The following is a 24471-nucleotide window of genomic DNA, read 5'->3' on the forward strand; positions in this document are numbered from 1 at the left end:
GAAAGAATCATCATATACAGCATATCCATCACTCATTTGTCCATTTGTGGCACCATTACCATCATAAGTAACAGTATAATGATTTTTCTTCCATTTTGCTACTAAGGTAATGTTTTCTTCATATTGCCATGGATCTAATAATTCTTGATCTGCCAAAGTAATAAGTGTTCCATCTTTTAATGTAGCTTCCCAACCAACAAATGTGTATCCTTTTTTTGTATATCCAATAGTGTCTAAAGTGAAAGAATCATCATATACAGCATATCCATCACTCATTTGTCCATTTGTGGCACCATTACCATCATAAGTAACAGTATAATGATTTTTCTTCCATTGCGCATAAAGATATGTTATATCATCTTCAAAAGGTGAAGCACCTAGTACTTGAGATGATGTATATTTAGTCCCTAATCCATCTGCTTTAGTATTCCAACTATCTAAAGTATATCCTGGTTTTTTAAATTTTGTAGTGTTATTATCTAAAATTGTATAAGTTAAACCGTAAATAGCTGTATCATCGTATTTAGAAGCAGAATTTTTATTATTGATAAGATATGAAATATTTGTTTTTTTCGAAATAGGTTTTTTATTATTATCGCTAAAAGCAGCAGAGATTACTTTAATTTTTACTGATGTGTAAACATTATATTTATAGTGTGCCTCTGCCACCCCTTTGTTTTCAATACTATTTTTGAAAGCTGTATTGTTTACCATAGCAGTATAATTTATAGTTATAAAATCTCCTGGCAGAATGTCAATAGTTTCTATCTTTAATGCATTTCCATTTATACTTGATATGGGATTAGAAACTAAATTTTGACTATCTGTTAAAGTAATGCTATCTTGTTTAACACTAAGCCCTGCAGGGATTGTATCTTTGATGACAGCTTGTCTTGCCGTATCACTTCCAGTATTTTTGACCTTAATTGTATAGTCAATAGAATCTCCCACAAGTGTTGTTTCATTACGATTTGATGTTTTTGTTGCTTCTAAAGAAGGGGCAACGACAGGTATATTGAGGTTTATATTAAGATCATTTTTAAATGACTCTGAAAACATGTTTATAGAAATTGTATTATTTATGGTAACATCATCTTTTACTTTTACAATAAAACTTATTTTATTGCTTGAGTAGGGAGCCATTAATCCTATATCTGCACGTACTGTATTTATATTTAAAGCAGGCTCATAGAAATCTACATTTCCACTTTCTACATTTCCGCTTCCACTCACAAATTCTAATTCTGGTGGAAGAACAATAGACGCATATCCAAAGTACATAAATGGAGGCAAAGACGTTGTCCATAATGCTTCTGCTGTTATTGTGAAAGTTTCTCCAGAATGTACAGCAAAAACAGAACTTGCTAAAGTCATATCTATTCCTGATTCTGAATCAGTAACAGAATTCCATTTATTACTAGGTCCTGCAGTATCATCAGCCAATATTTTATTAGTAGCAGGTGTAAAGATGGTACTAATTAATAATAAAATTAAAGAAAAATAGCTTATTTTTTTTATAATTGTTTTCATTTAATAATTCTATAATATTTATGAAATTGTTTTCATAAATATTATAAACTCCTTTCTTGATCATAACAAAATATTTAATACTATATGTAAGTCATTAAGTTTAATTATTTGACTATACAGTATATGGTTTTGAATCAATATGCTCTCTCTTATAAATAAATTCATTTGTACATATCTACTCTCTTGAAATTAATATTGTTTACTCTGTGTCTCCTTTCCTATTTTATTAATTAAAAAGGTTTCTCTGATATGTTAATCATCTTTTTTGTTGAAGTAAAAAAGATAAAATGTTATAGCATAATGTTTTATCCCATACCTATTTTTTAGCATATTCATGTTATTTTTCATATCATTCATACCAATGATTTTTTATTTATTAGAAAGTTTTAAAACAAACAAAAAGCACCAAATGGTGCTTAATAAAGACTATATGATAGATATTTGTTATTTTAAAATTAATTTTTTTGTAATTTGCAAATTAAATCTATTACACTATTACAGTTTGCTTTTTGATAAATATGTGTACAATGTGTGTTTATAGTACCTAAGCTGATATGCAATAAATTCATTATTTCTTCACGACTTTTACCATCAATTAAAAGTAGTGCAATTTCTTTTTCTCTTTTACTTAATCCATACTTTACAAGTTTATCTTCAGGTTGTATTTCTTCTTGTCTTGTGATGAGTTCATAATATTTTTTTTCTGCTGATTTCAAAGATAAATGAAGCCTTTCAATTCTTTTGGAAGTTTCTGATTGCTCAACCGATAAAACTAACATATAACAAAATACAAACAAGACCATTCCAATGGCAGAATTAAAAGTTTTCCCTGCAAAGAAGTGAACAATTGTAACATTATTTCGGGTAAGGATATCAATAATAATGAAAACAGCAAATAAGAAAATCCCAACAAAAGTAAAGATTTTTTTAAATGACCAATCTTTGTTTATAAATACCAGAGAAAAAACACCTTGTAAAATCATAATAACGGAAATAATTTGAAATTGGACAAGAAAGGATGAAAAGAAGAGAGGCTCAGTAAATAGAATTAAACACGAAAATAAAAAACTAAATAGTAAATAGAAATAAATACTATATTTATGCAAAGTATTTGGAAATAATCGATTCACTAAATAAGCAAGGATAATAGCGGCCCAAATATAATTCAAATATTCTAGGCGAATACTAAGTTGCCATTCATCAACATATAATTCAAATACATTCCCTGCCGCAAAAGATAAAAACAAGCAAAGAATCGAAAAAAGTAAAGAAGTGATTTGTTTTCGATTTAATAAGAAAACACTTAAATAAAATATGGAAGACATTATTAATATTCCAAAGATAATTCCATATTTGATATTAGAGTTTCGCTCATAATTAATCATTGTTGTTGCTTCCCCAAGGGTGAAAATTGGCGGTTTTCCACCCTCTACATATACAAAATTTGCAACTTGTATAATAATTTCAGTATTTGTATTTGTAGGAGTGAAATATGTAACTTTTTTTTGTATAGATGGTTGTGTTGCTTCTTTGGTTGTTCCTGGATTTCCAACACAAGCTACTTCTTTTCCATCAATATACATGCGCATAGAAAAATTAGAAGTATTATAGGATAATCCATAAAGTTTATTTGGTTCAAGTTTGAGATTGATTCGATGTGTTATATAATTTAATTCTCGATAATTTAATTGATTATATGGAAGTGGACTTTCGGCGTCAGAGATATTTTTTGGCGAATACAGTTTATTTTCCCAACTATCCCATTGTGGAGAAAGCTCATATACATCTTTATGAAAATCAACATTTGTTAAATCATATGTTCCTTGTGTACTAATAGCATTATCAATATTGATGCTTTTTGATTCATGAAAAACAAATAGCCATAAGCATACGACGATTAGAAATATTAAAAACAAACTACTATATATTGTATTTTTTGATTTCATTATATGCCCCTCTTATTCCTCTTTTACTTCTAGTATATATAATTATACATAATTATTTGAAAAATTGATATTTTATCTAAATTAGTAATAAAAAAGCTATGTGATTGATGTTCCCTCTGTCAAGTAGACAGGGGAAATATATAAAATTTATATAGACGATTTATCAATAGGATAGAGCGTCTTTTTCTTATGCATAGATACTCGTTTGTTGTTTCTGTTGTAAATGTCTTTTATTGGATAGGCTACAATAAAGTAGACAGAAAAGATAAGGTTGTCATGGTAAAATAGAAGAGCGAGGAAAAGAAAGTGACAACAAGAAGAGAACGTAGAGTATTTACAAGTGAATTTAAACAGCAAATGGTAAATTTATACCAAAGTGGAAAACCCAAGTCCGAAATTATTAGAGAATATGATTTAACCCCTTCAGCATTAACGAAATGGATTAAACAGGCAGATACAGCAGGATCATTCAAAGCAAAAGATAACCTTACTCCAGAAGAAAAAGAATTGATTGCTTTAAGAAAAAGAAATAAACAGCTTGAAATGGAGAACGACATTTTATACCCCAAGGGCACCTAGAAGCAAGCGGCTCTGATTACGTCCTAAGTAAAAGTAATCAGAGCAAATGCACACAAGTATTCGGTTGTGAAAATGTGTAAGGCATTAAATATTTCGAGATCTGGATATTATAAATACCAAGATAAGGTTGCAAAGGTTGATAATTACAATGATATTGTAGTTAGAATATTTAATGATAATCAGAAAGTCTATGGAACACGGAAAATCAAGCATTCATTAGCGAAACAAGGTATTTGTATCTCGAGAAGGAGAATTGCACGGATTATGCATCAAAATGGACTTGTATCGGTATATACAGTGAAGAAATATAAAGTACATAAGACAACTGTTAATGAAGCAAAAATAGAAAATAAAGTAAATCGAGAATTTGATAACAGAAACCCAAAAGAAGTCATAGTAAGTGATTTAACGTACGTTAGAGTGAATAACCAATGGAATTACATTTGTGTAGTTATCGATTTGTATAACCGGGAGATTGTTGGTTATAGTTGTGGGAAATATAAAGATGCAAAACTTGTGAAACAAGCATTTTTAAGCATCAAAGGAAATCTATTTGAATACAATATTTTCCACACAGATAGAGGTAATGAATTTGATAATTATTTAATCGATAATGTATTAGAAACATTTGGAATTGACAGATCCTTAAGTAGGAAAGGAAATCCATACGACAATGCAGTTGCAGAAGCACATTTCAAAATAATCAAAACTGAATTCGTCCGCGAAAGAACGTTTGCATCATTGCTGAATTTGGAACAAGAATTATCCGCATACGTATATTGGTTCAACAATAAGCGAGTGCATTCAACTTTAGGTTATCAAAGTCCTGTGGAATATAGACAAAACATGACCTTATAAAATTTGTCTACAAAAGTGTTGCCATTCCAGAGACGTATGATACAAGAACAAGGTTTACAAGTATCATACAAGGAAAAAAATAAGATCAATTTTTATTGATCTTATTGAGTACAGATTTAGGGTATAAACCCCGTTAGAATTTATAGTGCCATAAAAAACCGCAACGAAGTGTTGCGGTTGAGATTACAATTTAAGAAACCAGAATTTCTTAGGAAACTCTGGTTTGTTTTTTTACTAGACCCTACATTACTTTATAGGTTCATTCAATATAAACCTTATACTAATCTAAAGCCCTATTTTTTTATGGCGGTCCAGATGGGACTCGAACCCACGATCTCCTCCGTGACAGGGAGGCATGTTAACCACTACACCACTGGACCATTTTCTTTTGCTGACGAAGTTTATTCTATCAAATATTTGCACAATACGCAAGCGTTTTAGAACAATTTTTTGAAAAAAATAGATTTCTCAGCAAAAGATCTGTTTTATCCTTGTATAAACTGCCTTAAATACGAATTTAACTCTTCCAAATGTTTCTTTTCATCGACTGCTTTTGATGTAATTTCGTATTCATTAACATCTTTTATATATTTCTTGTATATATCACCATACTGGAAAGGGTGAATCGGATCTTGTTGGTTTGATAAAATCATTGTTGGTGCCTTTATTTTTTCAAGATCAGCTAGTTTATTTATTGGTTGTTTTGAAGGCATGATTTTAAATTTATTTGGATTTTTAATTGCATTAGGATCATCAAAGAAACGAAGCAATGAAGCTGCTACTTGTGGTGTTTCTTCTATCAGTCTCTTATACATATCATCTTGTATAAATAATTCTTTACCATTTTCCATATGGAGATATTTTTCCATATTTTCAAACCATGTCTTAATTTGTTTCTCCATCGGTTGATCCAACCATGCAATACGGATTAACACTAAACCTTTTACAAATTCTGGATAGCGTATCGCTATATTTGTAGAAACTCCTGCTCCCATTGATATTCCTGCTAAATAGAATTGTTCCAATTTTAAATACTTGGCTAAACCTATAACATCATCTGCTAATGTATCAAAGTCTAAAGTTTTCCAATCTGTAATTTCGCTTTTCCCATGTCCCCTTTGATCAAGCACAATAAGCTTTACACCTTCGATAGGTTTGTATACGTTTTTAGGTTGTTCAATATCTCCACCCAAGCCATGAAGGAAAATAAATGGTATTCCTTCACCAATAACTTCATAGTTAAGTTCTACTAAGTTTCTTACAAAATATGACATCCAATTTCTCCTTTATAGTTTCTCTTCCAAAAATTCTATACTACTTGAAATCTGATCAACTGATAATCCATGCATAATTAGTGGACCATCATAAGCATATTTTTTTAATAACGCTATATATGTATTATAATCTAAAATTCCTTCTCCTGCAGCAACAAATGCAATATCCGATGTATTTGCTAAATCCTTTGCATGTGCTAAAACAATATCTTTCCCTAAATATATAAATGCTTCCTTTAATACTTCTTCCATATTTTCTACTTGTGATGGTAGAAAAAGATTTGCTCCATCCATTACAATTTTCAAATTTGAACTATTGAATGTATCTAAGTATGTTCTTGCTTTTAATGGCGTATTCACAATATTACTAGCTTCGGTTTCTACACCTAAAATAATATTATGTGTTTCTGCACTTTTTAAAATCTGACTTGTTGTATCCAATAAATCTTCCCATGCTTCTGGAGTATCATTATTTGGATGCCATTTCCATTTACTTTCTCTATTCTTACTACCTGTACATAGTGTAATGATTGTAATTTGCAATTCTTTTGCAATTTTACATAATATATCAAATTGCTTTATCCCCTCATTTCTTTTTTCAATATCTGGATCAATCATATTGAATGTACCTGATAACGCATCTAGATGAATATCATACTTCTTTGCTAAATGCTTAATCTCCTTTAGCTTTGCTTTATCAATTTCATCTGGCATGGTTGGTAAACCTGCAGATGATAGATTAAACTGCGTATGATGAATTCCATATGCGCTCATTTCTTTAAATGTTTCTTCTAAAGATAAATTCCAAGTTTTTGAAAAAATACCAATTTCCATTATAAGTTTCCTCCTACTTCCTTTATTACAATCCTTTTTCCATTTGCTTGTACCGATTGATGGGTAGCAATTAATGCTTTTAGTGTTGCTATTCCATCTTCTATCGTTGCGCCAAGTTGTTTGCTTCCATTTAAAATAGTATCACTAAAACCTTCCAACTGTCTTCTAAAGAAATGACCATCTTCATCATATGGACTTGTTGTAAGCTTTTTTGTATCATTCCAACAAATTACATCTGATGTTCGAAAAATCCATGGATTATACGTTTTTACTTCAATGGTTCCATTTGTTCCATAAATTTGCATTCCTTCATGCCAGTCTTTTCTAGCAGCGATTGTAAGATCCAAGTTACCAATTGCACCATTTGCAAATTCACAAGCAATTAACCAAGAATATAATCCATCTTTTTGCACATGTTTCGCCTCAACTGAAACAATCTCTCCCATCATATAACGCGCTGTATCAAACAAATGACTTGCATGTCCTAATAAGTAATACACTTCTTTGTTTTCCTTAGGGTCGCCTTTTGGCTTCTTCATTGTAACACTTGAATATAAAACTGGCATAACATTATCACATACCTTATAACGTTGACTACTATCACAATACCACGCTTTAAATGTTGTTACATCACCTATTTCCTCTTTTATAAAACGATTTGCAAATTGTAACCCTGCATCAAAACGTTTCATATTTCCAACTTGAAAAATCAAGTTTTCCTTAGCAAGTAACGCTTGTAGTTCTTCACATTCTTCTACAGATACACCCAATGGTTTTTCAACCAATACATGCTTCCCCGCTAAAATAGCTTGTTTTGCACACATTGCATGAAATTGGTCTGCAACCCCGATAATTATTGCATCCACCATTGGATCTTTCAACATTTCTTTATAATCACTATATACTTTTTGGGGATGATATAATTCTTCCATTCGATCTAGCAAATCTTTTGCAATATCACAAATCGCATACAATTCAACATTTTTAGCCTTCTGTGCAGCTTCAAAATGAGCAGCTTGGCAAATTGTTCCACATCCTAAGATGCCAACTTTTAAGGTTCTTTCATCTTTCTTCACATTTGTATTCATAATCACATCTCCTTATCTACCATCAGTATAGGTTGGCAAACCAACACATTCAAGCATTGTTTATGCTGTTTTATGCGTGTTTCGATTACATTATTCGATTTTGTGAATACAAAGTTTTTATTTCTTTTATCTTTTCATCTTCACAAATTAAGATATCAATATCACTTAGATCTGCTACTTTATACTTTGATCGTTTCTGAATTCGATTAGGTGTCGTTAGGACAACAACTTGATTTGCTGTTGCTATAAACTGTTGTTTAATACTAATTTCCACTTCAAAAGGGACACTAATACCAAAATCTGCATCAATCGCATGAGCACCTAGAAAGCAAATATCTGGATGAAACATAGACAACTGTTGTGTAGCATTATATCCTACATTCGTCATTGATTCATGTAAATAGTCACCACCTAAAACAATTACTTTTATATTTACATGATTTGCTAATTCATTAGCAATAGGAAAACTATTAGTCAAAACTTCTAACTTCATATTCATTGGTAATAGTTTTGCTATCATCTTATTCGTAGAGCTTCCATCAATGGCAATCAATTGGTTTTCCTGAATTAAAGAAATCGCTTTTTTAGCTACCTGGTACTTGGCTATACTTTCTTCTTGTTCTCGCTCAATATAATTAGCAACTGGAAGGTGATGTGGCAAAGCTCCTCCAAATACACGTTTTAGTAATCCTTGATTTTCCATCTCTTGCAAATCTCGACGAACTGTATCTTTTGAAATATGATATTCGCTGGCAAGGTCATTGACAATGACTTTCCCCTTCATCCTTAAAACATTTAAAATTGCTTGTTGTCTTTCTTCTTTCAACATAGTTTACTCCTATAACGCTTGTAAGATCCTCATATAAAAAGTTTCTGGATCTTCATTTTCCTTGTTTTTTATAACGTTAATATGATAACTCTCTAAAATTGTTTCTAATTCGCTAATATCTTTAGGGTTTTCTGTATAGATATAAAAATAAATTGTGTTCTCATTTTCATGTTTATGAAAATAACGAACTCGAGCATTTAACACTGCCCATATATCAATTTCACTATAATCCAATCCAAAGCCAATCATATGAACCTCTTTTAAAAACATAAAATCAATCCAACTATGATATGCTTTTAAAAAATCATCTTGTTCTATATATGCATTCATTTTACCAACTACTTTCGCATACATATTTTGCCCTAAAACAATACTTCGAGGATATTTAAGTTCCCCATGAACATGCCATATAGATTTATCTTCTACACAATTCCTTGTTGTAATACGATACACCTTTTCAGCAGCCATATCTGGAATTGTATTCTGTATTTTAAATTCTTTTTGCACACTATTTTCCAACGTATAATCATAGTTTGTTGTAATGATATTCGAAATCGACAAATCCATTATTTGCTTATGAATTACAGTTGGTAACAAATGCTTCATTTTTTTAACTATTGCTTTTAATAAATCCCCTTCCTTAAATTGTAGATTTCGCTTCGAACGAAAATAAATTTCCTCATAAAGAACTGGAAAAGGTTTATTCCCATTCATGATTTCCTTATTCGTTTGCGTATCCTTTTTCAATTCTTCCAATAAATCCGCCCAAGAATATCCTGAATGAATCCGATTGATTCCATTCCCTACAAATAGTACCTTATCCATAGTCGCTCCTTACGTTATTTCAAATCCTAGCATTTTTGCAATTATTACTGCTTGATCATAACGAATTTTAACATTTCTACAATCACGTAAATCTATTCCTAATGAATCAAACTCACAACTAGATAAGTCCAATCCTTTTATCACCGTATCATGTAAATCAACTTTATCAAGATTTGATTTTACAAACATTAATTCTTTATGTTCAACCTCTTGTAATGAGGCTTCACTTAAATCCGAATTATGAAAACTCACATGAGTAAGATTACTAAGTGATACATTAGCATAATGCAAATTGGATTCATGAAATGCAACATTCTTCATTTTTGTTTTATAAAAACTCGTTCCGATAAACTTACAATTTGCAAACCGTACTCGATAAAATAACGATTCATCAAATTGGACATTTGAAAAGTCTATCTTTTCAAAAATAACATCTAAACATTCAAGTTTTAATAATGCCTTATCTGCAAAAAAGCAGTTTTCAAATTTAACTTCATCAAATTTATTTGTTTCTTCTATCCCCTCAATATGACAATTCTTATAGTGTGTATTGCTCTTAATATCACTTATAGTTAACGCTTTATCATCTATGATTTCTTCATAATGCTCAATTGGATCTATCCGCTTTTTCATATTGTACCTCTCCACTCTATTATAAAACAAAAAAGAGAGTATAACTATACTCTCTACATCAATACACTAATTTACTTGTATCTCTTACGTATTTTATTCATACGCATACTTCTTCTTCACTCTTAGGATAGTACCACATATAATAATGACCCCACTAATAATTAATACAATCCATATCTCTTCTATATTCACATCATCGCCTGTGCTAATTGTACCAGCTTTATCCGGTGTTTTCTCTGGTGTTTTATCTGGTACTTTATCAGGTGTTTTTTCTGGTGTTTGTGTTGCATATAAAACCCAATCAAATGATGCATTTGCTTTTTGAAATTCATTTGTGAATTTATCACCTGGAAAATAATAATGAATTGTTAGTAAAGATACATCTTCTACATGTATATATCCTAAATCAAGTCCTGTTTCAACACTATTGCCAAAAGCTTGTTTATCTTGAAACAAATTCCCCCTATATAAAGTTTTATCTTTATAAACAACTTCAATCTCCATATATTCCAACACTTCTTTAGGATTACTTTTTTCATTTTTGTGAAACAGGGTCAGATGATATGGTACATCTAACGTATTTGTAATCCTGAAAGAACGAGTGATAACATCGCCTGGAAGAATTTTATCAGAGTAAACAAAGTTACCTGATGAATCCTTTTCTATTGTCAATCCATCACTATCTCCAACAACACTAACATCTGGTAATTCAATATCATTTGCTGAGATTGATATAAGAGAACTAGCGAATACTATGCTTATTACAAAAATCCATCGCCATTTCTTGATATTTCACTCCTCCTTTCAAACTACGATTATTTAAACTATTTTACAGTTACTGTTTTACCGCTAATTGTTGCATTCCATCCATTGTCATCCAATGCACTTTGGTCTGCTTGAATAGCTTCTAACATTGGTGTTACTTTAAATATTGCACCTTTGTATTCATTTCCTAAAGATGAAGCAAATTCTACTTTTTCAAGTAATGAAGTTGTTGTTTCATTACCAGCTAATAATTTTGTATAGTAGTACCAACCTGTATTTGGATCTAATGACCAATCTGTAGAAGCTGTACTAGCAAACTTCAATGTGATTCCTGCATGTGCGAAATCTGCATCTGGTGTTGTTGTTTTTCCATGGAATCCTAATTTTGCATTTGTTGTATCTTGTACATAATATGCATATTTAAAAGTTTTTGCTACTGGATCATATTGAACAAGACGGTTTGTTCCATCATTTAGGTAAGCAAAATATTCAACTTTTTCTCCACCTGTACCATTTAAATCACTTTGTTTTCTTTCGAAAACCAACACTTTACTTGGAGCACCAACAGATGCAGTTACATCATTATATCCAGATGCTTTTAAATCAGCAATTTCACGATCACTCATCTTCACAATAATTTGATCTTTTCCTAATGTTGTACTTGTATTGTAGCCAATTTCAATATTACCAGCTTGATCCAATTCCATTAGAATTAATTCTTTTTTAATTTTTACACGTACTGCAGCATCTGCATTACCTTTATTTTGAACCCCAACTTCCTTGTTGATTTCAGTTCCAGGAACTACTGGTTCTGGGTTAAATTTTTCCGTAATTACTACATCAAATACATCAAAGTTGAAAATATTTTCAATTTCATCCTTTGCTGTAAACCATAGGAATGTTGAAGATAGCACTAATACTAATGCAAGGACTCCAGCACCTAACGTTATTTTACTCTTTTTTGATTTTTTGTTTTCGTTCATACTTTTTCTCCTTCTAATATATTCTTTTTTGAACTTCGGTTTTTTAATACTTTCATTGATACAATGAAACCAATACAAGAAATAACCATAGTTATTACAACCATTACATTCCTTTTAACAAAAGAACTGATATACCCAACCATTGGTAATTTCCCTTTCACAACCCCTATTACACGCGTAGCTTGAACCGGAGGGTCAATCGATTTGTTTGCATCTCCTTGTGTAATAAAGATAGGATTGTCACTTGCTTCATCTTGTATTTCAACTACTCGGTGAGTAACCGTAACCTCACCATCATCACTCGCTGTATATGTGATGATATCGCCAACTTTTATCTCATTTGGCCTTCTCACTTCAACTATTAATAAATCGCCTTTGCTTATTTGGGGGCTCATACTTTCTGATAACGCATCATAGAAGCGATATCCAAAGATCGATTTATCTTGACTCCCATTCATTGAGAATAAGAATGCAAACAATACTACTGCGAATATGATTGTATAAAATACAATGTTTCCCATAACTTTTAAAAACTTCTTCATATCCTACCACCGTACTGTACTTTCATTCTCAATTTGTGGTCGTTTTTTCCATAATTCATATATTGCATTACTATCAGAACTTACAATAAGTGCTTCCACTTTAAAGGTAAGTATGTATTTTTCTTGTGCATATATAGACGGTAAATCACCATGCATAGTCAATGAATTTAGGATTGGCTTTGTTGTATCTCCAGCCTTTAATACCTTTGTATAGTAATAGTATCCATCATTTCCATTCACCCATTCTGATCCATTTCCATCTGCCCAATAATTCGTCCATTGCTTTGTTACTGTATCAACCTCTTGTGTTGATGGAATACCATCATGATCAAAGGTATTCGATAGTGTCTTATCGTTATGCCAATATTCTAGATAGGTACATCGAATAATAACATCGGCATTCCCACGATTAGAAAATTGTACTTTTTTGGTAGCTGCTGTTCCAGGCACCCAATCTTCTACTTTAGGAAAGTCTTCAATAATCGAAACTTGATAGTAAGGTAGACTTAATACATTTTCTATTTCATCATCAACAAGCAACCATAAATAGCTTTCATCTACTGCAAATGTCAATGTCAGCAACGAGAACGAGAAGCAAAGTGATGCTATGAAAAATACAGCTTTTTTAATTTTTCTTCTTAATCTTCGTTTCTTTCTTTTCACATCATTTACCTCACTTCACTGCATTTACATCTTCTATTTTTGTTATTGAATCTTCCAAAACCACAACAGTATCATTCACAATCATTTCCACTACTAATTCATTTTGTGGTGGTGTTGGATACATGTCTTGTTTTGCTTTCAATACAACATTTTTCTTTATGAATGCAGATGATTTTAGCTCTGATGGTCCCCATTCAATATATGTTCTTCCATTACTATCGGTTTTAATACGTCCATCCCCTGCAGATACAACTTCAAAATTATCATCTATGTAATATTTCGTATAAACATTTTTAAAGTTTCCGGAAATAACACCTGAGAATAAATCAAATGCTACTCCTAACTCATCTGTTGTTGTTACTTTTCTAAAGTTTTTCTCAACTGGTGCAGATGTTACATTTTCCATAAATTCTTGAACTTTATTTCCTAATCTCAAATCGTTAGGATTAGTAGATACAGGATAAGATGTCGTATCAAATAATCCAATACTGAAAATCGTAGCTCCTAAACCTAAAGCACTTCGTACATAATTACCACCTTTTTCACTTGAGAATGTTTCAGGTGATGCTGGATAGCTAGGATCACCAACATAAGGAATATAACTTGTATTATATAAACTATATTGCGAATTATTACGTACACTTCGATAGTCTTCCCAGGTATATCCAGAACCTAGTTTCACACCATAATATGGAATCCACTGATTTGTGGCATTATTTCCATATCCTATGAAAGATTCATTTGTTGAAGTCGTTTGTCCTCTAACACCTTTTAATATATTCGCTTGATTTTGCGCTTCTGCCATAACTTGGAATGTATTATTCACATATGTATAAGCTTTACTCTTATACCAATCATAGTTATTTGAAGAAGGTCCATAGGATGGAACTACCCCACCTGGAACTCCATCGGTAAACAAGACTACAAATCGCTCATTGCTTGATTGATTACGTTTTTCAAGTTGACGCCTTGCTTCTTTAAATCCAAGATCTGTCATTGTAATACCATCTACTTCCCAACTATCAATAATCGAATGGACACTAGTTGTATTAATTCCATTCAATGTCGTCCAATCCATTGCTACATCTGCATAACGACTATAGGTAATAATGGATAGCTTACTGTCTGGATGTGCATCAATAGACAATGCTTTAACAAACTCTTTGGTTGTTTCTTTTACTAGATGTAAACGACTATATTTAGGATCTGAAGGGATTCCTTTATAATCAATGTCATACGCCATGGTAAATGATAAATCGACAACGAACACGACATCTACAGGTCGTGGTTGTGCTGGTTTTGGTTGTATTTCAAGATCTATAGAATATAATTTTTCTTTACTCCACTGACCAGCCAATAATTCGTTTTGTATCGACGCAAAAGAATAAAACGTTGGTAAGCTAACTGCTTCTATTATTATATCCACTGGTACTGCTTTCCCATTTACAACTTCTACATTAAATTTTGTTGAATTAACTTGCTGCATATAATCAACACTTGTTCTTTTAATTCTTAAACCCATCGGTTCAACCAAAGTAACACTATAGGTACCATCTGCTAAATTAAAAAATGGTTCATAATTTCCAACCTCTACACAAGAATTTGTATTGGTTGGACCTTCAATTTTTATACCAATTTCACTATTCACAGGAGTAGCACTTCCGCTAACCATATGCGTTACAAATATAATAGCTCCTGTCGGTTCATTCGCAGAAACTTTAGTATTTTTCATTTCAGGCATCACTGTGATACAAGAAAGGAATACGATAAACATCAAGATACTTTTATAAATTTTTCTTTTCACATTGCCTCCTTTGCAAACTAGGTATTAATGAATAACATATTCCATACTAACTTGCATTCCTATCATAAACAAAGAAAAGCAATTCAAAATGTTTTTGTTATAAAAAAAGGTTTTTTTGTAATAAAATATAACAAATTATATAATTAAATGTATAAGTAAATCATAACAAGTTTATATAATATCATTATTTTTTTATGAAATTCCAAAAAAAATGTAGCTTTGAGTATAGAACTCATTGCTACATTTTTAATTAATACATTCCCGGCATCGCAGCTGACGTCTCAGCTGGTTTTTCTTCTGGTTTATCAGCAACAGCTACTTCAGTGGTTAAAAATAACGCTGATATACTTGCTGCATTTAAAATTGCACTACGTGTTACCTTTGTTGGATCAACAATTCCTTCTTTATACATATCAACCCAGATACCCGCTTTTGCATCAAACCCAATATTTGATTTTGCATTCTTTTGTTTCTCGACGATTTCATCTCCATCATAACCTGCATTTTCAGCAATTTGCCATGTTGGTATCAATAAAGAATCTAAAACGATGTTATACCCTTTTTGAATATCAACAACATCATGCTTCAACTCATCGCGTAAATCCTTATATACATCTATTAAAATGGATCCACCACCATTTACAATTCCTTCTGCAACCGCTGCCTTAGTTGCATTTAATGCATCTTCAATTCGCAATTTCTTTTCTTGTAATTCACTTTCTGTAGCAGCTCCTACTTTTACCACTGCTACACCATTGGATAATTTAGCCAATCGCTCTTGTAAATTCTTTTTATCATAGTCACTAGTCGTATTTGCTATCTGTGTGCTAATTTCTGCTTTTCGCTCATCAATCACAGACTTATCTGCAACACCATCAATAATCGTTGTAGTATCTTTTGCTACAAGGACTTTTTTGGCTGTTCCCAAATCACTGATATCCATATCCTTTAATTCCATCTGTAAATCTTTAGCAATTAATTTAGCATCTGTAATCGTTGCAATATCTTCTAAAAGTGCTTTTTGATTATCCCCAAAACCTGGTGCTTTGGTTGCAACAACATTAAATGTCCCTCTTAACTTATTTACTACTAATGTACTTACAACATCATTATCAATATCTTCTGCAATAATCAATAAAGATTTATGTTGTTCTACAATTTTTTCTAAAATTGGTAGTATATCTTGAATGGTATTTATTTTTTGATCTGTAACTAATATATAAGGATCATCTAATGAAACTTGCATCTTATCACGATCACTTACCATATAAGGAGAAATATACCCTTTATCATATTGCATTCCTTCTACAACATCTAAACTTGTATCAAAGCCTTTTGACTCATCTACATTGATAACACCATCATTTCCGACTTTTTCCATCGCTTCAGCAATGATTTTACCAATTGATGTGTCTTGTGCAGAAATAGAAGCTACACTTTCAATTTCACTGTTTGTTTTTACTTCCTTTGATTTCTCCAAGATTTTTTCAGCAACTTTCTTTCCTGCTTCTTCAATACCTTCACGCATCAATACAGAATTGCTTCCCTTATTGATTGCTTTAATACCTCGATGAATCATTTCTTGTGCCAATAATGTTGCAGTTGTCGTTCCATCTCCAGCTACATCATTTGTCTTATTTGCCACTTCATAGACAAGCTTTGCACCCATATTTTCAAATGGATCACTCAATTCTATTTCTTTTGCAATAGATACACCATCATTTGTAATCAAAGGTGACCCATAGCTTTTTTCCAAAACAACATTTCTTCCTTTCGGTCCCAATGTTATCTTTACAGCATCTGCTAATGTATCTACACCATTTAACATTTTATCCCGTGCTTCTAAACCAAACTTTAAATCTTTACTCATCTTTATTTCCTCCTTGTATCTTTATTTTAAAATTGCCAATATACTCTCTTCTGCAACGATTGAATAATCTTTATCCTCGTATGTAATTGAAGTTGCTGCATATTCTTTATATACAACCTTATCTCCTTCTTTTACTTGCAGGGGAACCAATTTCCCATCAACAAATTTTCCCTTTCCACATGCTACTACCGTAGCGATACTAGGTGTTTCTTTAGGACTACCACTTAAAATAATCCCACTCGAGGTCTTATTTTCAACCTCTTCTTTTACAAGTATTACATTATCATGTAATGGTTCAAACATATAATTACCTCCTTTTTAGCACTCTCAACCATCAAGTGTTAATAGATATTATAATCATTTTTAGCACTCTGTCAATACGAGTGACAAAAAAGTTAAACAATTTTTCATATTCTTTCTAAATCATCATAAGAAAAAAACACCTACTTCGTAGGTGCAATTCCTTTGATCATAAGTTCTGTCCACTCGGCTGTATATGGGACAATATGTTCATATACTTTTGGGTTTGAAATTCCTTCAACTAACGCTTGAAAATAAAGCAACAGAAACTCATCAGAATATTTCAAATCAACTTTTCCTTCTTTTTTTCCACGATGGAATAAATCCAACATCAGACCCGAACTCTCATGTAAATAATCCATCATCAATACCGTAAATCCATCATCATTTTTATTTGTGAAGTAATCCATTAAATCCAAATAAAATTGATGATTTACTTCTCTAAAAAAAGTTATTTTATTTTGACTCATTGCTATTAATGTCTCCGCAAATGGTTTATTTTCATCCATTATTTTTCTAGCTTCTGTAGCAATCTGTTCAATAAATTCTTTAAACACTTGATGAATTAAATTATCTTTACTACCAAAATATTTAAAAATCGTTGTCTTTCCAACCTTTGCCTGTTTCACTATTTCATCAATCCTTACATTTGTTATACCTGCGTCTGTATTCATCATATCAAAGGTTGTTTTTAAAATTAATTGCCGCTTTTCTTCCGTTCTCTTTTCAAATCCATTCATATGTTTTCTCACTTTCTTATTTTCATTATAGCATAACCAAAATTAAATACTATAATATATTTTTTAGTTCTTAATTTTTTATTTTTATAATTATATTAATTAATTAAGAACTATTTTATCAAAAAGGTACATTGTTGTTGGTTGACAATAGTAAAAAAATGTTTATTATTAAACTTGTAAATGAACTTTGGTTTGACACAAGTTAAGGTTGATGACAATTCTTTATCCTTCCCCAATAACAAGAATTCTTCACCATGAAACTTTGCATAGAACTGGAAAGCACGTTACGCACTTTACTATTTATATGAAAAGGAGTATCTGTGTTATGGAAATTATTAAAATAAAAGGATTACAAAAGAAGTTTGGTAAGTTTACTGCCTTACATGATGTATCACTTAGTGTTAACGCTGGTGAAGTTGTTGGTTTCATTGGACCAAATGGAGCTGGAAAATCAACAACAATTCGTGTTTTGTTGGGGATTATCAATCGAGATGCTGGAGATGTAACCATCTTTAATCACGATGTATGGAAAGACAGCTTAGAAATTCATAAACGTATTTCTTACGTTCCTGGGGATGTTGCGCTTTGGGGAAACCTAACTGGGGGAGAGATTATTGATTTATTTATGAAATTGCATGGTGGAGGAGATAAAACAAAGCGGGATTATTTAATCAATCGTTTTGAACTAGATCCAAAGAAAAAAGCCAAAAGTTATTCAAAGGGTAATCGCCAAAAAGTTGGATTGATTGCAGCCTTGTCGGTTGCATCAGATTTATATATATTTGATGAACCAACTTCTGGATTAGACCCTTTAATGGAAGCAGTATTTCAAGAAGAAATTGAGAAAATCAAAACCGAAGGAAAGGCTATCTTGCTCTCTTCCCACATATTAAGCGAGGTAGAACGATTAGCTGATAAAGTTGCAATTATTCGCCAAGGGAAAGTTGTTGAAACAGGAACACTTGATGAACTACGTCATTTAACTCGTTCTACAGTAACTATGGCTACAACCAAAGATGTAGAAGCGATGGCGAAAGTAAAAGGTGTTTATGATTTTGTGAAAAAGGGGAATCAAGCTACATTCTCTGTCGATAATCATCATATGAATGATATTATGGCAGAAGCAGTAAAATTAGGAGTTAAAAAATTTGAATCTGTACCACCAACGCTAGAAGATTTATTCATGCGTCATTATGCAGAATAGACAGGAGCGAGGTGTTTACATCATGAAAGAAAAATTCTCACTATGGAATGTTTTGTTTATACAATACATCAAACGTGATTGGAAAAAAATTATTGTATGGATTTTAGGTTTAGGTTTATTTTGTGGAGCTTTTGTTCCTGCTTTTGAAGAAATTGGAAAGGGACAAGGTCTAATTGGGTTATTTGAAACTATGCAAAATCCTGCAATGATTTCTATGATTGGACCTACCCCTGTTGAACATGCTGCTAACTATACGTTAGGTGCCATGTATGCAAATGAGATGCTACTATTTTGTGGATTGTTTGCAATGATTATTTCTGCTTTGCATGTTGTTAGTCATACTCGTAAAGAAGAAGAATTAGGATTAAGTGAACTCGTCCGTTCTTTTGAAGTGGGTAGACAAGCAAATTCATTAGCCGTTATCATCGAAACAATTCTCATTAACCTTATATTAGCCCTCTTTATAGGTGGTATAATGGTAAGCTTTGGCGTAGATTCCATTGTTGCAGAAGGGACATTTCTATTTGGAGCATCAATCGGTTTAGCTGGAATTATCGGAGCAGTACTTGCTTTGTTAATCTCACAAATCATGCCTACTTCATCTGGAGCCTCTGGAACTACTTTATCAATCATTGGATTATTATATATTTTGCGTGCTAGTAGTGATATTTCAAATATCACATTGTCAAAAATCAATCCAATGGGATGGGTATATTTAACTTATCCATTTACCGAAAATAATTGGTATTTCCTATTCATTGGTATTATATTCTGTATCGCAATTATCTTCTTATCCTTTGTGTTGGAAGGTAAACGTGATATGGGTGCAGGTTATCTTCCTGAAAAAGAAGGACGAGCAACAGCAAAGAAATCGTTATTATCGGTTCCTGGTTTATTATTCAAAATCAACAAAGGTTCTATTATTGGCTGGCTTATTGCTTTTATGATTATGGGAGCTGCCTATGGATCCATTTATGGAGATATGCAAACATTCTTAAAAAGTAATGAGTTGATAAGTCAAATGTTTACAATGAGTGGCATTTCACTTGAGGCTTCCTTCACAGGAACCATCATGATGATCATGATCGGACTTGTTGCCATTCTTCCTATTACAGTTATAAATAAACTATTTTCAGAAGAAACGCGAATGCATCTTAGTCAACTATATTCTACGAAAGTTACAAGAGGACAATTGTATTGGACGACGCTTATCATTGCTATTTTGGCAGGAATAATCGGTATTGTTTTTGGGGCTGGTGGATTAGGTTTGGCAGCTATGACATCCATGAATGGAACTTCTACACTTAATATGATAGATTTTCTTGCTGCTGGGTTTAACTTCTTACCATCGGTCTTATTTTTCACAGGTTTAGCTGCCTTAGCCCTTGGCTGGCTTCCAAAGCTAGGAAAAGTTGTTTATGCCTATCTTGGGTATTCCTTTGCAATTAACTATTTTGGAGGTATCTTAAATTTACCAAACTGGTTCTCTAAAACCGCAATCATGAGTTGGATTCCACGAATGCCTATGGAAGATTTTGATATAACGATATTTCTTATCATATCACTACTTGGTATTGGATTAATGATTTTAGGTTATATTGGTTATAAAAAAAGAGACATGCAAGAAAGAGCATAATGACAAAAGCGAGTACACCATGTACTCGCTTTCTTAATTGTAACCTTTTTATATTTCATAAAGAATATAATTCTTTTTATTCATAATTTAGATATTTATATTCTTTTTGCTTCATAGGTGAATACTGCTTTATCACAACGAATATAACTCTCAGTATACTCTACAACATTACCATCTTTATCTTTGCCTAAGTACTCAAAGTAATATAAAGGATCATTGGTGTGAATTCCCATTTGCTTGGCAAGCTTCTCATCTGCTTCAATAATGATTAAGCGTTGTTCAAATTTTATTGGGAAGTGTCCTTTGGACTCCATATAATTATAAATCGAAACATTTTCAAAATTATGTTCATCTGCATCTTCAAAAAATTTAAATGGCATATAACAATACTCTACTCCAAAAGGCTCATCATTTGCATAACGCAAACGATGAACAACATATACATCTTCATACTTTGCCAAATTTAATTTTGACCCCAAATAATTAAATGCCTTTGTTAGCCCTTTTACTAGTACCTTATCTTTTCTTCTAACCCCTTGTTCACGAAATAAAGCACTAATTCCTGAAGCATCATCACTTCCCCAAGCTAACCGTTGTCGATGTTTACGTTGTACAAAGGTTCCTTTTCCATGTACACGAAATAAATAGCCTTCTTCTACAAGAGCATCAATCGCTTTTTTAACAGTCATTCGATTCACTTCATAACTCTCTGCTAACTTGCGCTCACTTGGAATAGCCTCTCCAGGTAGATACTCTTTATTATTTACTTTTTGAACAATTGCATCTCTAATCTGTATATATATTGGCATCCGATAATCCATGTTCGTATCCACCCTCCTAACTTTTTTTCCCAGTTAAATCATCATTCACGTATACAAAGCGATTCATAATCATATAAGTCTCTGAGTATTCAATTGGTTTTCCATCAATAGATAATACCAAGCCCTGTTGCTTTACCAATTTTTCACCAACTGGTACATGTAAACTTTTCGATAAAAATTCATCACTTTCCACAACAATAATTTCTTGTTCAGAAGAATCAAGATCAATTAAATAATCTTCTTCTAAAATACTATAAAAAGATCGATTTTCTAAATCTTTTTCCATCAGTGTAGGTGCTACATCACAAGGCACAAGCGATTCTTCGAGTGAAACAATTTCATCATCTACATAACGAAGACGATCAATAAAAAAACACTTCGTTCCTATGGGAAGTTTAATTTTATTAAATAAATCTTTTCCTATTTCTTTTTTTTCAATACTGAGTAGTTTGATATGCTGCTGTTTTCCCATATCTGAAACTACCTGCGAGGTAGATGAAATTCGATACACATTCTTTTCGATGCGTCGTGGTGCTACATAGTAGCCACTACGCTCTCTTGAACAAATCCAACCTTCTTGAAGCAATATCTTTAACCCCGTACGAACGGTTGCTCTTTGCACATCAAGTTTCTCTGCCAATTCTCTTTCACTAGGTAATTTCTCACCCTCCAAAATAGGAGTGTTTTCTATCATGTATTTAATTTCATTACATACGATAATATCAAGTGTTAACAATCTCATGGTAATTTGAACCTCTTTCCTTGTTTATTATACCACATTAAAGTTTATAAAAAAGATATACCTTAATATTTTTCCATTACAATATATTTACTCTGTTTATAACCTAGTTTGGTATAAAAAGACAGTGCTTTCTCATTTCTTGGATTTACCTCTAAAGTAAACGTATATTCATCTAAATCGTAGTTTTTTTCCAACCACGTAAAAAACTTTCTTCCATATTGTTTACCTCGATGGGCTTTCTTTATATATAATTCATCAATCAGTATCGTTATACTTTCATTTCCATTACACCAAAAAAAGCCCAATAGAGCATATCCTATAATTGCTCCTTCTTGTTCCAAAAGTAAGCCTCTTACATAAGGTGACTTTTTCATTACCTGTTTAAACGTTGTTATAAATTGTTCTTCATTTCCATCTTCTATGGATGCCTCACTTTCATAAAAAGCTTTTGACATCGCAATATATGCTTCTTTATCCTTTACTTCAAAATCACGAACTTTCATTTTTTTCTCCTTTCAAATTTAATATTTCGTGAGTTTGAAGCTATCCAGGATTTTGTTGATAATAATCTTTTATTATTTGCTCTTCACCATCATCCACATTTTCACTCCTTTATCAGTGTTAAATTCTTTATCCAATGTTCTTTCTTATAAAAATAAGTAGATAAAAATACTTTTACTATATTTATGCCTTCTACTAATATAAACATCATAAGTAAATCCATATGCCACACTCTTGATGCCAAGATACTCAACAACAACGGTCCAAAGATAATAAATAATCCATCAATAGCTAGTACCGATTTTGTATCTCCTCCTGCTCTTAAAATATAATATGCTGTTTCTGCATATCCTTGTGTCCACATAATAGCGGCCTTTACAATCAATAATATCATCGCCATATCAGCACTTGTTTCCTTTAGCGAAAACAACTGAGGAATAAATGGTGAACCTATCATAATCAAAACACTACCTACCACATAAATGATTAGACCTATTTTAATCATCTTCTTAGAGTCACTTCGCGCCTCATCCAAATGATTTGCACCTAGATCCTTTCCAATAATAATTCCTGTAGCTGTTGCACATCCAGCAAAAGCAACATGAACAAGCGATGATATATTATCAACAACGGTTAATGATGGTATATAACTTTCACCAACATAACAATAGTTCATAAAGATAATACTAAGCCCTATTGACCACAGTATTTCATTACATACTAAGGGTATTGTTTGCTTAATGATGATTACTTTCTCTTTTATATTTAATTTCTTTATCTTGGCAAATAAGTATAAATCTGATTTCTTATTTGATAATAACCATAATAAGAAAAACAGTTCTACATAACGAGATAGAGAAGTTGCAATCGCTGCACCTTTAATGCCCATTGCTTCAAATCCAAAATGTCCGAAAATCAATATATAATTTAATACAACATTTACAACAAAAGCAATAAACCCACTAACCATTGGAACCTTTGGTTCCCCTTTAATTCGATAAGCAACCGCAATCATCATCACACAAGCAAAGGGTAAGTAAGAATATCTTACCACATATAAATATTCAAGGGCTCCTTCTACTATTTTTGGTGTTTCCAAAAAAATGGTAATTACCGATTCAGGAAAGAGCAATAAATATATGGTTGCTACAATACCAACAAGTGTACAACACCATAAACCAAAACGGAATACTGCATTATACGAGTGTTTATTGTTTGCTCCATAATATTGAGAAATATAAATACCAATTCCATTTGCCAATCCAAAAATTGCTAGATTAAATACAAAGAAGAATTTGTTAGCAACCGTAATACTGCTAATCGCATCTTCTCCCAGTCCACCAATCATTACCGTATCTGCAATGCTTAATAAATTGACGAGTAACTGTTGTATGATTACTGGTAATGCTAATAATAAAACATGTTTGATAAATTTTTTATCTAATTTTGCATTCATTGTCCACCCCACTTCTACAATAAAACTGGCATCTTCATACATGCCAGT

The 24471-nt window shown here is 31.9% G+C and carries 22 protein-coding genes, 1 tRNA gene and 1 pseudogene; 3 read left to right on the forward strand and 21 right to left on the reverse strand.

What is annotated here, in order from left to right:
- On the reverse strand, positions 1–1530 hold a 1530-nt coding region (locus M2475_RS05670), incomplete at its 3' end, for an InlB B-repeat-containing protein (RefSeq protein ID WP_277490169.1).
- 455 nt (positions 1531–1985) lie between these two features.
- Positions 1986–3476 carry a LuxR C-terminal-related transcriptional regulator gene (locus tag M2475_RS05675; protein WP_277490170.1) on the reverse strand — a complete coding sequence of 497 codons (1491 nt, stop codon included), beginning with the start codon at positions 3474–3476 and terminating at the stop codon, positions 1986–1988.
- A 306-nt stretch (positions 3477–3782) separates the two neighbouring features.
- On the opposite strand from M2475_RS05675, the pseudogene M2475_RS05680 reads away from it, so the two are divergent.
- Positions 3783–4913: pseudogene (locus M2475_RS05680) on the forward strand (IS3 family transposase).
- Positions 4914–5217: 304 nt separating this feature from the next.
- Here the strand turns inward: M2475_RS05680 and M2475_RS05685 are convergent.
- From M2475_RS05685 to M2475_RS05755, 15 genes are all read right to left on the reverse strand, one after another.
- A tRNA-Asp gene (locus M2475_RS05685) sits at positions 5218–5293 on the reverse strand.
- Positions 5294–5398: 105 nt separating this feature from the next.
- On the reverse strand, positions 5399–6187 hold the full coding sequence (locus tag M2475_RS05690) for an alpha/beta hydrolase (RefSeq protein ID WP_277490171.1): 789 nt from the start codon (positions 6185–6187) through the stop codon (positions 5399–5401).
- Between the two features lie 12 nt (positions 6188–6199).
- Positions 6200–7021 carry a sugar phosphate isomerase/epimerase family protein gene (locus M2475_RS05695; RefSeq protein WP_277490172.1) on the reverse strand — a complete coding sequence of 274 codons (822 nt, stop codon included), beginning with the start codon at positions 7019–7021 and terminating at the stop codon, positions 6200–6202.
- On the reverse strand, positions 7021–8109 hold the full coding sequence (locus tag M2475_RS05700; RefSeq protein WP_277490173.1) for a Gfo/Idh/MocA family oxidoreductase: 1089 nt from the start codon (positions 8107–8109) through the stop codon (positions 7021–7023). Before M2475_RS05700 ends, M2475_RS05695 begins: the two co-directional genes overlap by 1 nt.
- Before the next feature lie 85 nt (positions 8110–8194).
- Positions 8195–8938: a DeoR/GlpR family DNA-binding transcription regulator gene (locus M2475_RS05705; RefSeq protein WP_277490174.1), complete on the reverse strand. Its 744-nt coding sequence runs from the start codon at positions 8936–8938 to the stop codon at positions 8195–8197.
- 9 nt (positions 8939–8947) lie between these two features.
- The gene (locus M2475_RS05710; RefSeq protein WP_277490175.1) at positions 8948–9763 is read right to left on the reverse strand and encodes an SIR2 family protein; all 816 of its coding nucleotides are present in this window, start codon (positions 9761–9763) and stop codon (positions 8948–8950) included.
- A 9-nt stretch (positions 9764–9772) separates the two neighbouring features.
- A complete protein-coding gene (locus M2475_RS05715; RefSeq protein ID WP_277490176.1) occupies positions 9773–10396 on the reverse strand; it encodes a pentapeptide repeat-containing protein in 624 nt (207 codons plus the stop codon).
- A gap of 93 nt (positions 10397–10489) precedes the next feature.
- Positions 10490–11068, reverse strand: coding sequence for a hypothetical protein (locus tag M2475_RS05720; protein ID WP_277490177.1), 579 nt, complete (start codon positions 11066–11068; stop codon positions 10490–10492).
- Between the two features lie 152 nt (positions 11069–11220).
- The gene (locus M2475_RS05725) at positions 11221–12144 is read right to left on the reverse strand and encodes a BsaA family SipW-dependent biofilm matrix protein (RefSeq protein WP_277490178.1); all 924 of its coding nucleotides are present in this window, start codon (positions 12142–12144) and stop codon (positions 11221–11223) included.
- On the reverse strand, positions 12141–12686 hold the full coding sequence (locus M2475_RS05730; protein WP_277490179.1) for a signal peptidase I: 546 nt from the start codon (positions 12684–12686) through the stop codon (positions 12141–12143). Before M2475_RS05730 ends, M2475_RS05725 begins: the two co-directional genes overlap by 4 nt.
- Before the next feature lie 3 nt (positions 12687–12689).
- Positions 12690–13349: a BsaA family SipW-dependent biofilm matrix protein gene (locus tag M2475_RS05735; protein ID WP_277490181.1), complete on the reverse strand. Its 660-nt coding sequence runs from the start codon at positions 13347–13349 to the stop codon at positions 12690–12692.
- Positions 13350–13359: 10 nt separating this feature from the next.
- Positions 13360–15153, reverse strand: a complete 1794-nt coding sequence (locus tag M2475_RS05740) for a vWA domain-containing protein (RefSeq protein WP_277490182.1) — start codon at positions 15151–15153, stop codon at positions 13360–13362.
- A 250-nt stretch (positions 15154–15403) separates the two neighbouring features.
- Positions 15404–17023, reverse strand: a complete 1620-nt coding sequence (groL, locus tag M2475_RS05745; protein WP_277490183.1) for a chaperonin GroEL — start codon at positions 17021–17023, stop codon at positions 15404–15406.
- Positions 17024–17044: 21 nt separating this feature from the next.
- Entirely contained in the window at positions 17045–17326 is a 282-nt protein-coding gene (locus M2475_RS05750) for a co-chaperone GroES (RefSeq protein ID WP_277490184.1), read from the reverse strand.
- A 140-nt stretch (positions 17327–17466) separates the two neighbouring features.
- Positions 17467–18063 carry a TetR/AcrR family transcriptional regulator gene (locus M2475_RS05755; protein WP_277490185.1) on the reverse strand — a complete coding sequence of 199 codons (597 nt, stop codon included), beginning with the start codon at positions 18061–18063 and terminating at the stop codon, positions 17467–17469.
- Positions 18064–18388: 325 nt separating this feature from the next.
- Between M2475_RS05755 and M2475_RS05760 the strand changes: the two genes are divergently transcribed.
- Together M2475_RS05760 and M2475_RS05765 are read left to right on the forward strand one after the other, a co-directional pair.
- Positions 18389–19267 (forward strand): ABC transporter ATP-binding protein, encoded by an 879-nt coding sequence (locus M2475_RS05760; RefSeq protein WP_277490186.1) that lies wholly within the window; start codon positions 18389–18391, stop codon positions 19265–19267.
- 22 nt (positions 19268–19289) lie between these two features.
- Positions 19290–20903, forward strand: a complete 1614-nt coding sequence (locus M2475_RS05765; RefSeq protein ID WP_277490187.1) for a hypothetical protein — start codon at positions 19290–19292, stop codon at positions 20901–20903.
- A gap of 95 nt (positions 20904–20998) precedes the next feature.
- On the opposite strand, the gene M2475_RS05770 is transcribed toward M2475_RS05765, so the two are convergent.
- The 4 genes from M2475_RS05770 to M2475_RS05785 all read right to left on the reverse strand — a co-directional run bounded on the left by M2475_RS05770 (position 20999) and on the right by M2475_RS05785 (position 24465).
- Complete coding sequence (locus M2475_RS05770) at positions 20999–21724, reverse strand: GntR family transcriptional regulator (protein WP_277490188.1); 726 nt, start codon at positions 21722–21724, stop codon at positions 20999–21001.
- A gap of 16 nt (positions 21725–21740) precedes the next feature.
- A complete protein-coding gene (locus M2475_RS05775; RefSeq protein ID WP_277490189.1) occupies positions 21741–22466 on the reverse strand; it encodes a GntR family transcriptional regulator in 726 nt (241 codons plus the stop codon).
- A 62-nt stretch (positions 22467–22528) separates the two neighbouring features.
- Positions 22529–22969 carry a GNAT family N-acetyltransferase gene (locus tag M2475_RS05780; RefSeq protein WP_277490191.1) on the reverse strand — a complete coding sequence of 147 codons (441 nt, stop codon included), beginning with the start codon at positions 22967–22969 and terminating at the stop codon, positions 22529–22531.
- Between the two features lie 101 nt (positions 22970–23070).
- The gene (locus M2475_RS05785) at positions 23071–24465 is read right to left on the reverse strand and encodes an MATE family efflux transporter (RefSeq protein WP_277490192.1); all 1395 of its coding nucleotides are present in this window, start codon (positions 24463–24465) and stop codon (positions 23071–23073) included.
- Positions 24466–24471 lie beyond the last annotated feature (6 nt).

It is taken from the genome of Breznakia sp. PF5-3 (genome assembly GCF_029504745.1).
GTDB lineage: Bacteria > Bacillota_I > Bacilli_A > Erysipelotrichales > Erysipelotrichaceae > Breznakia.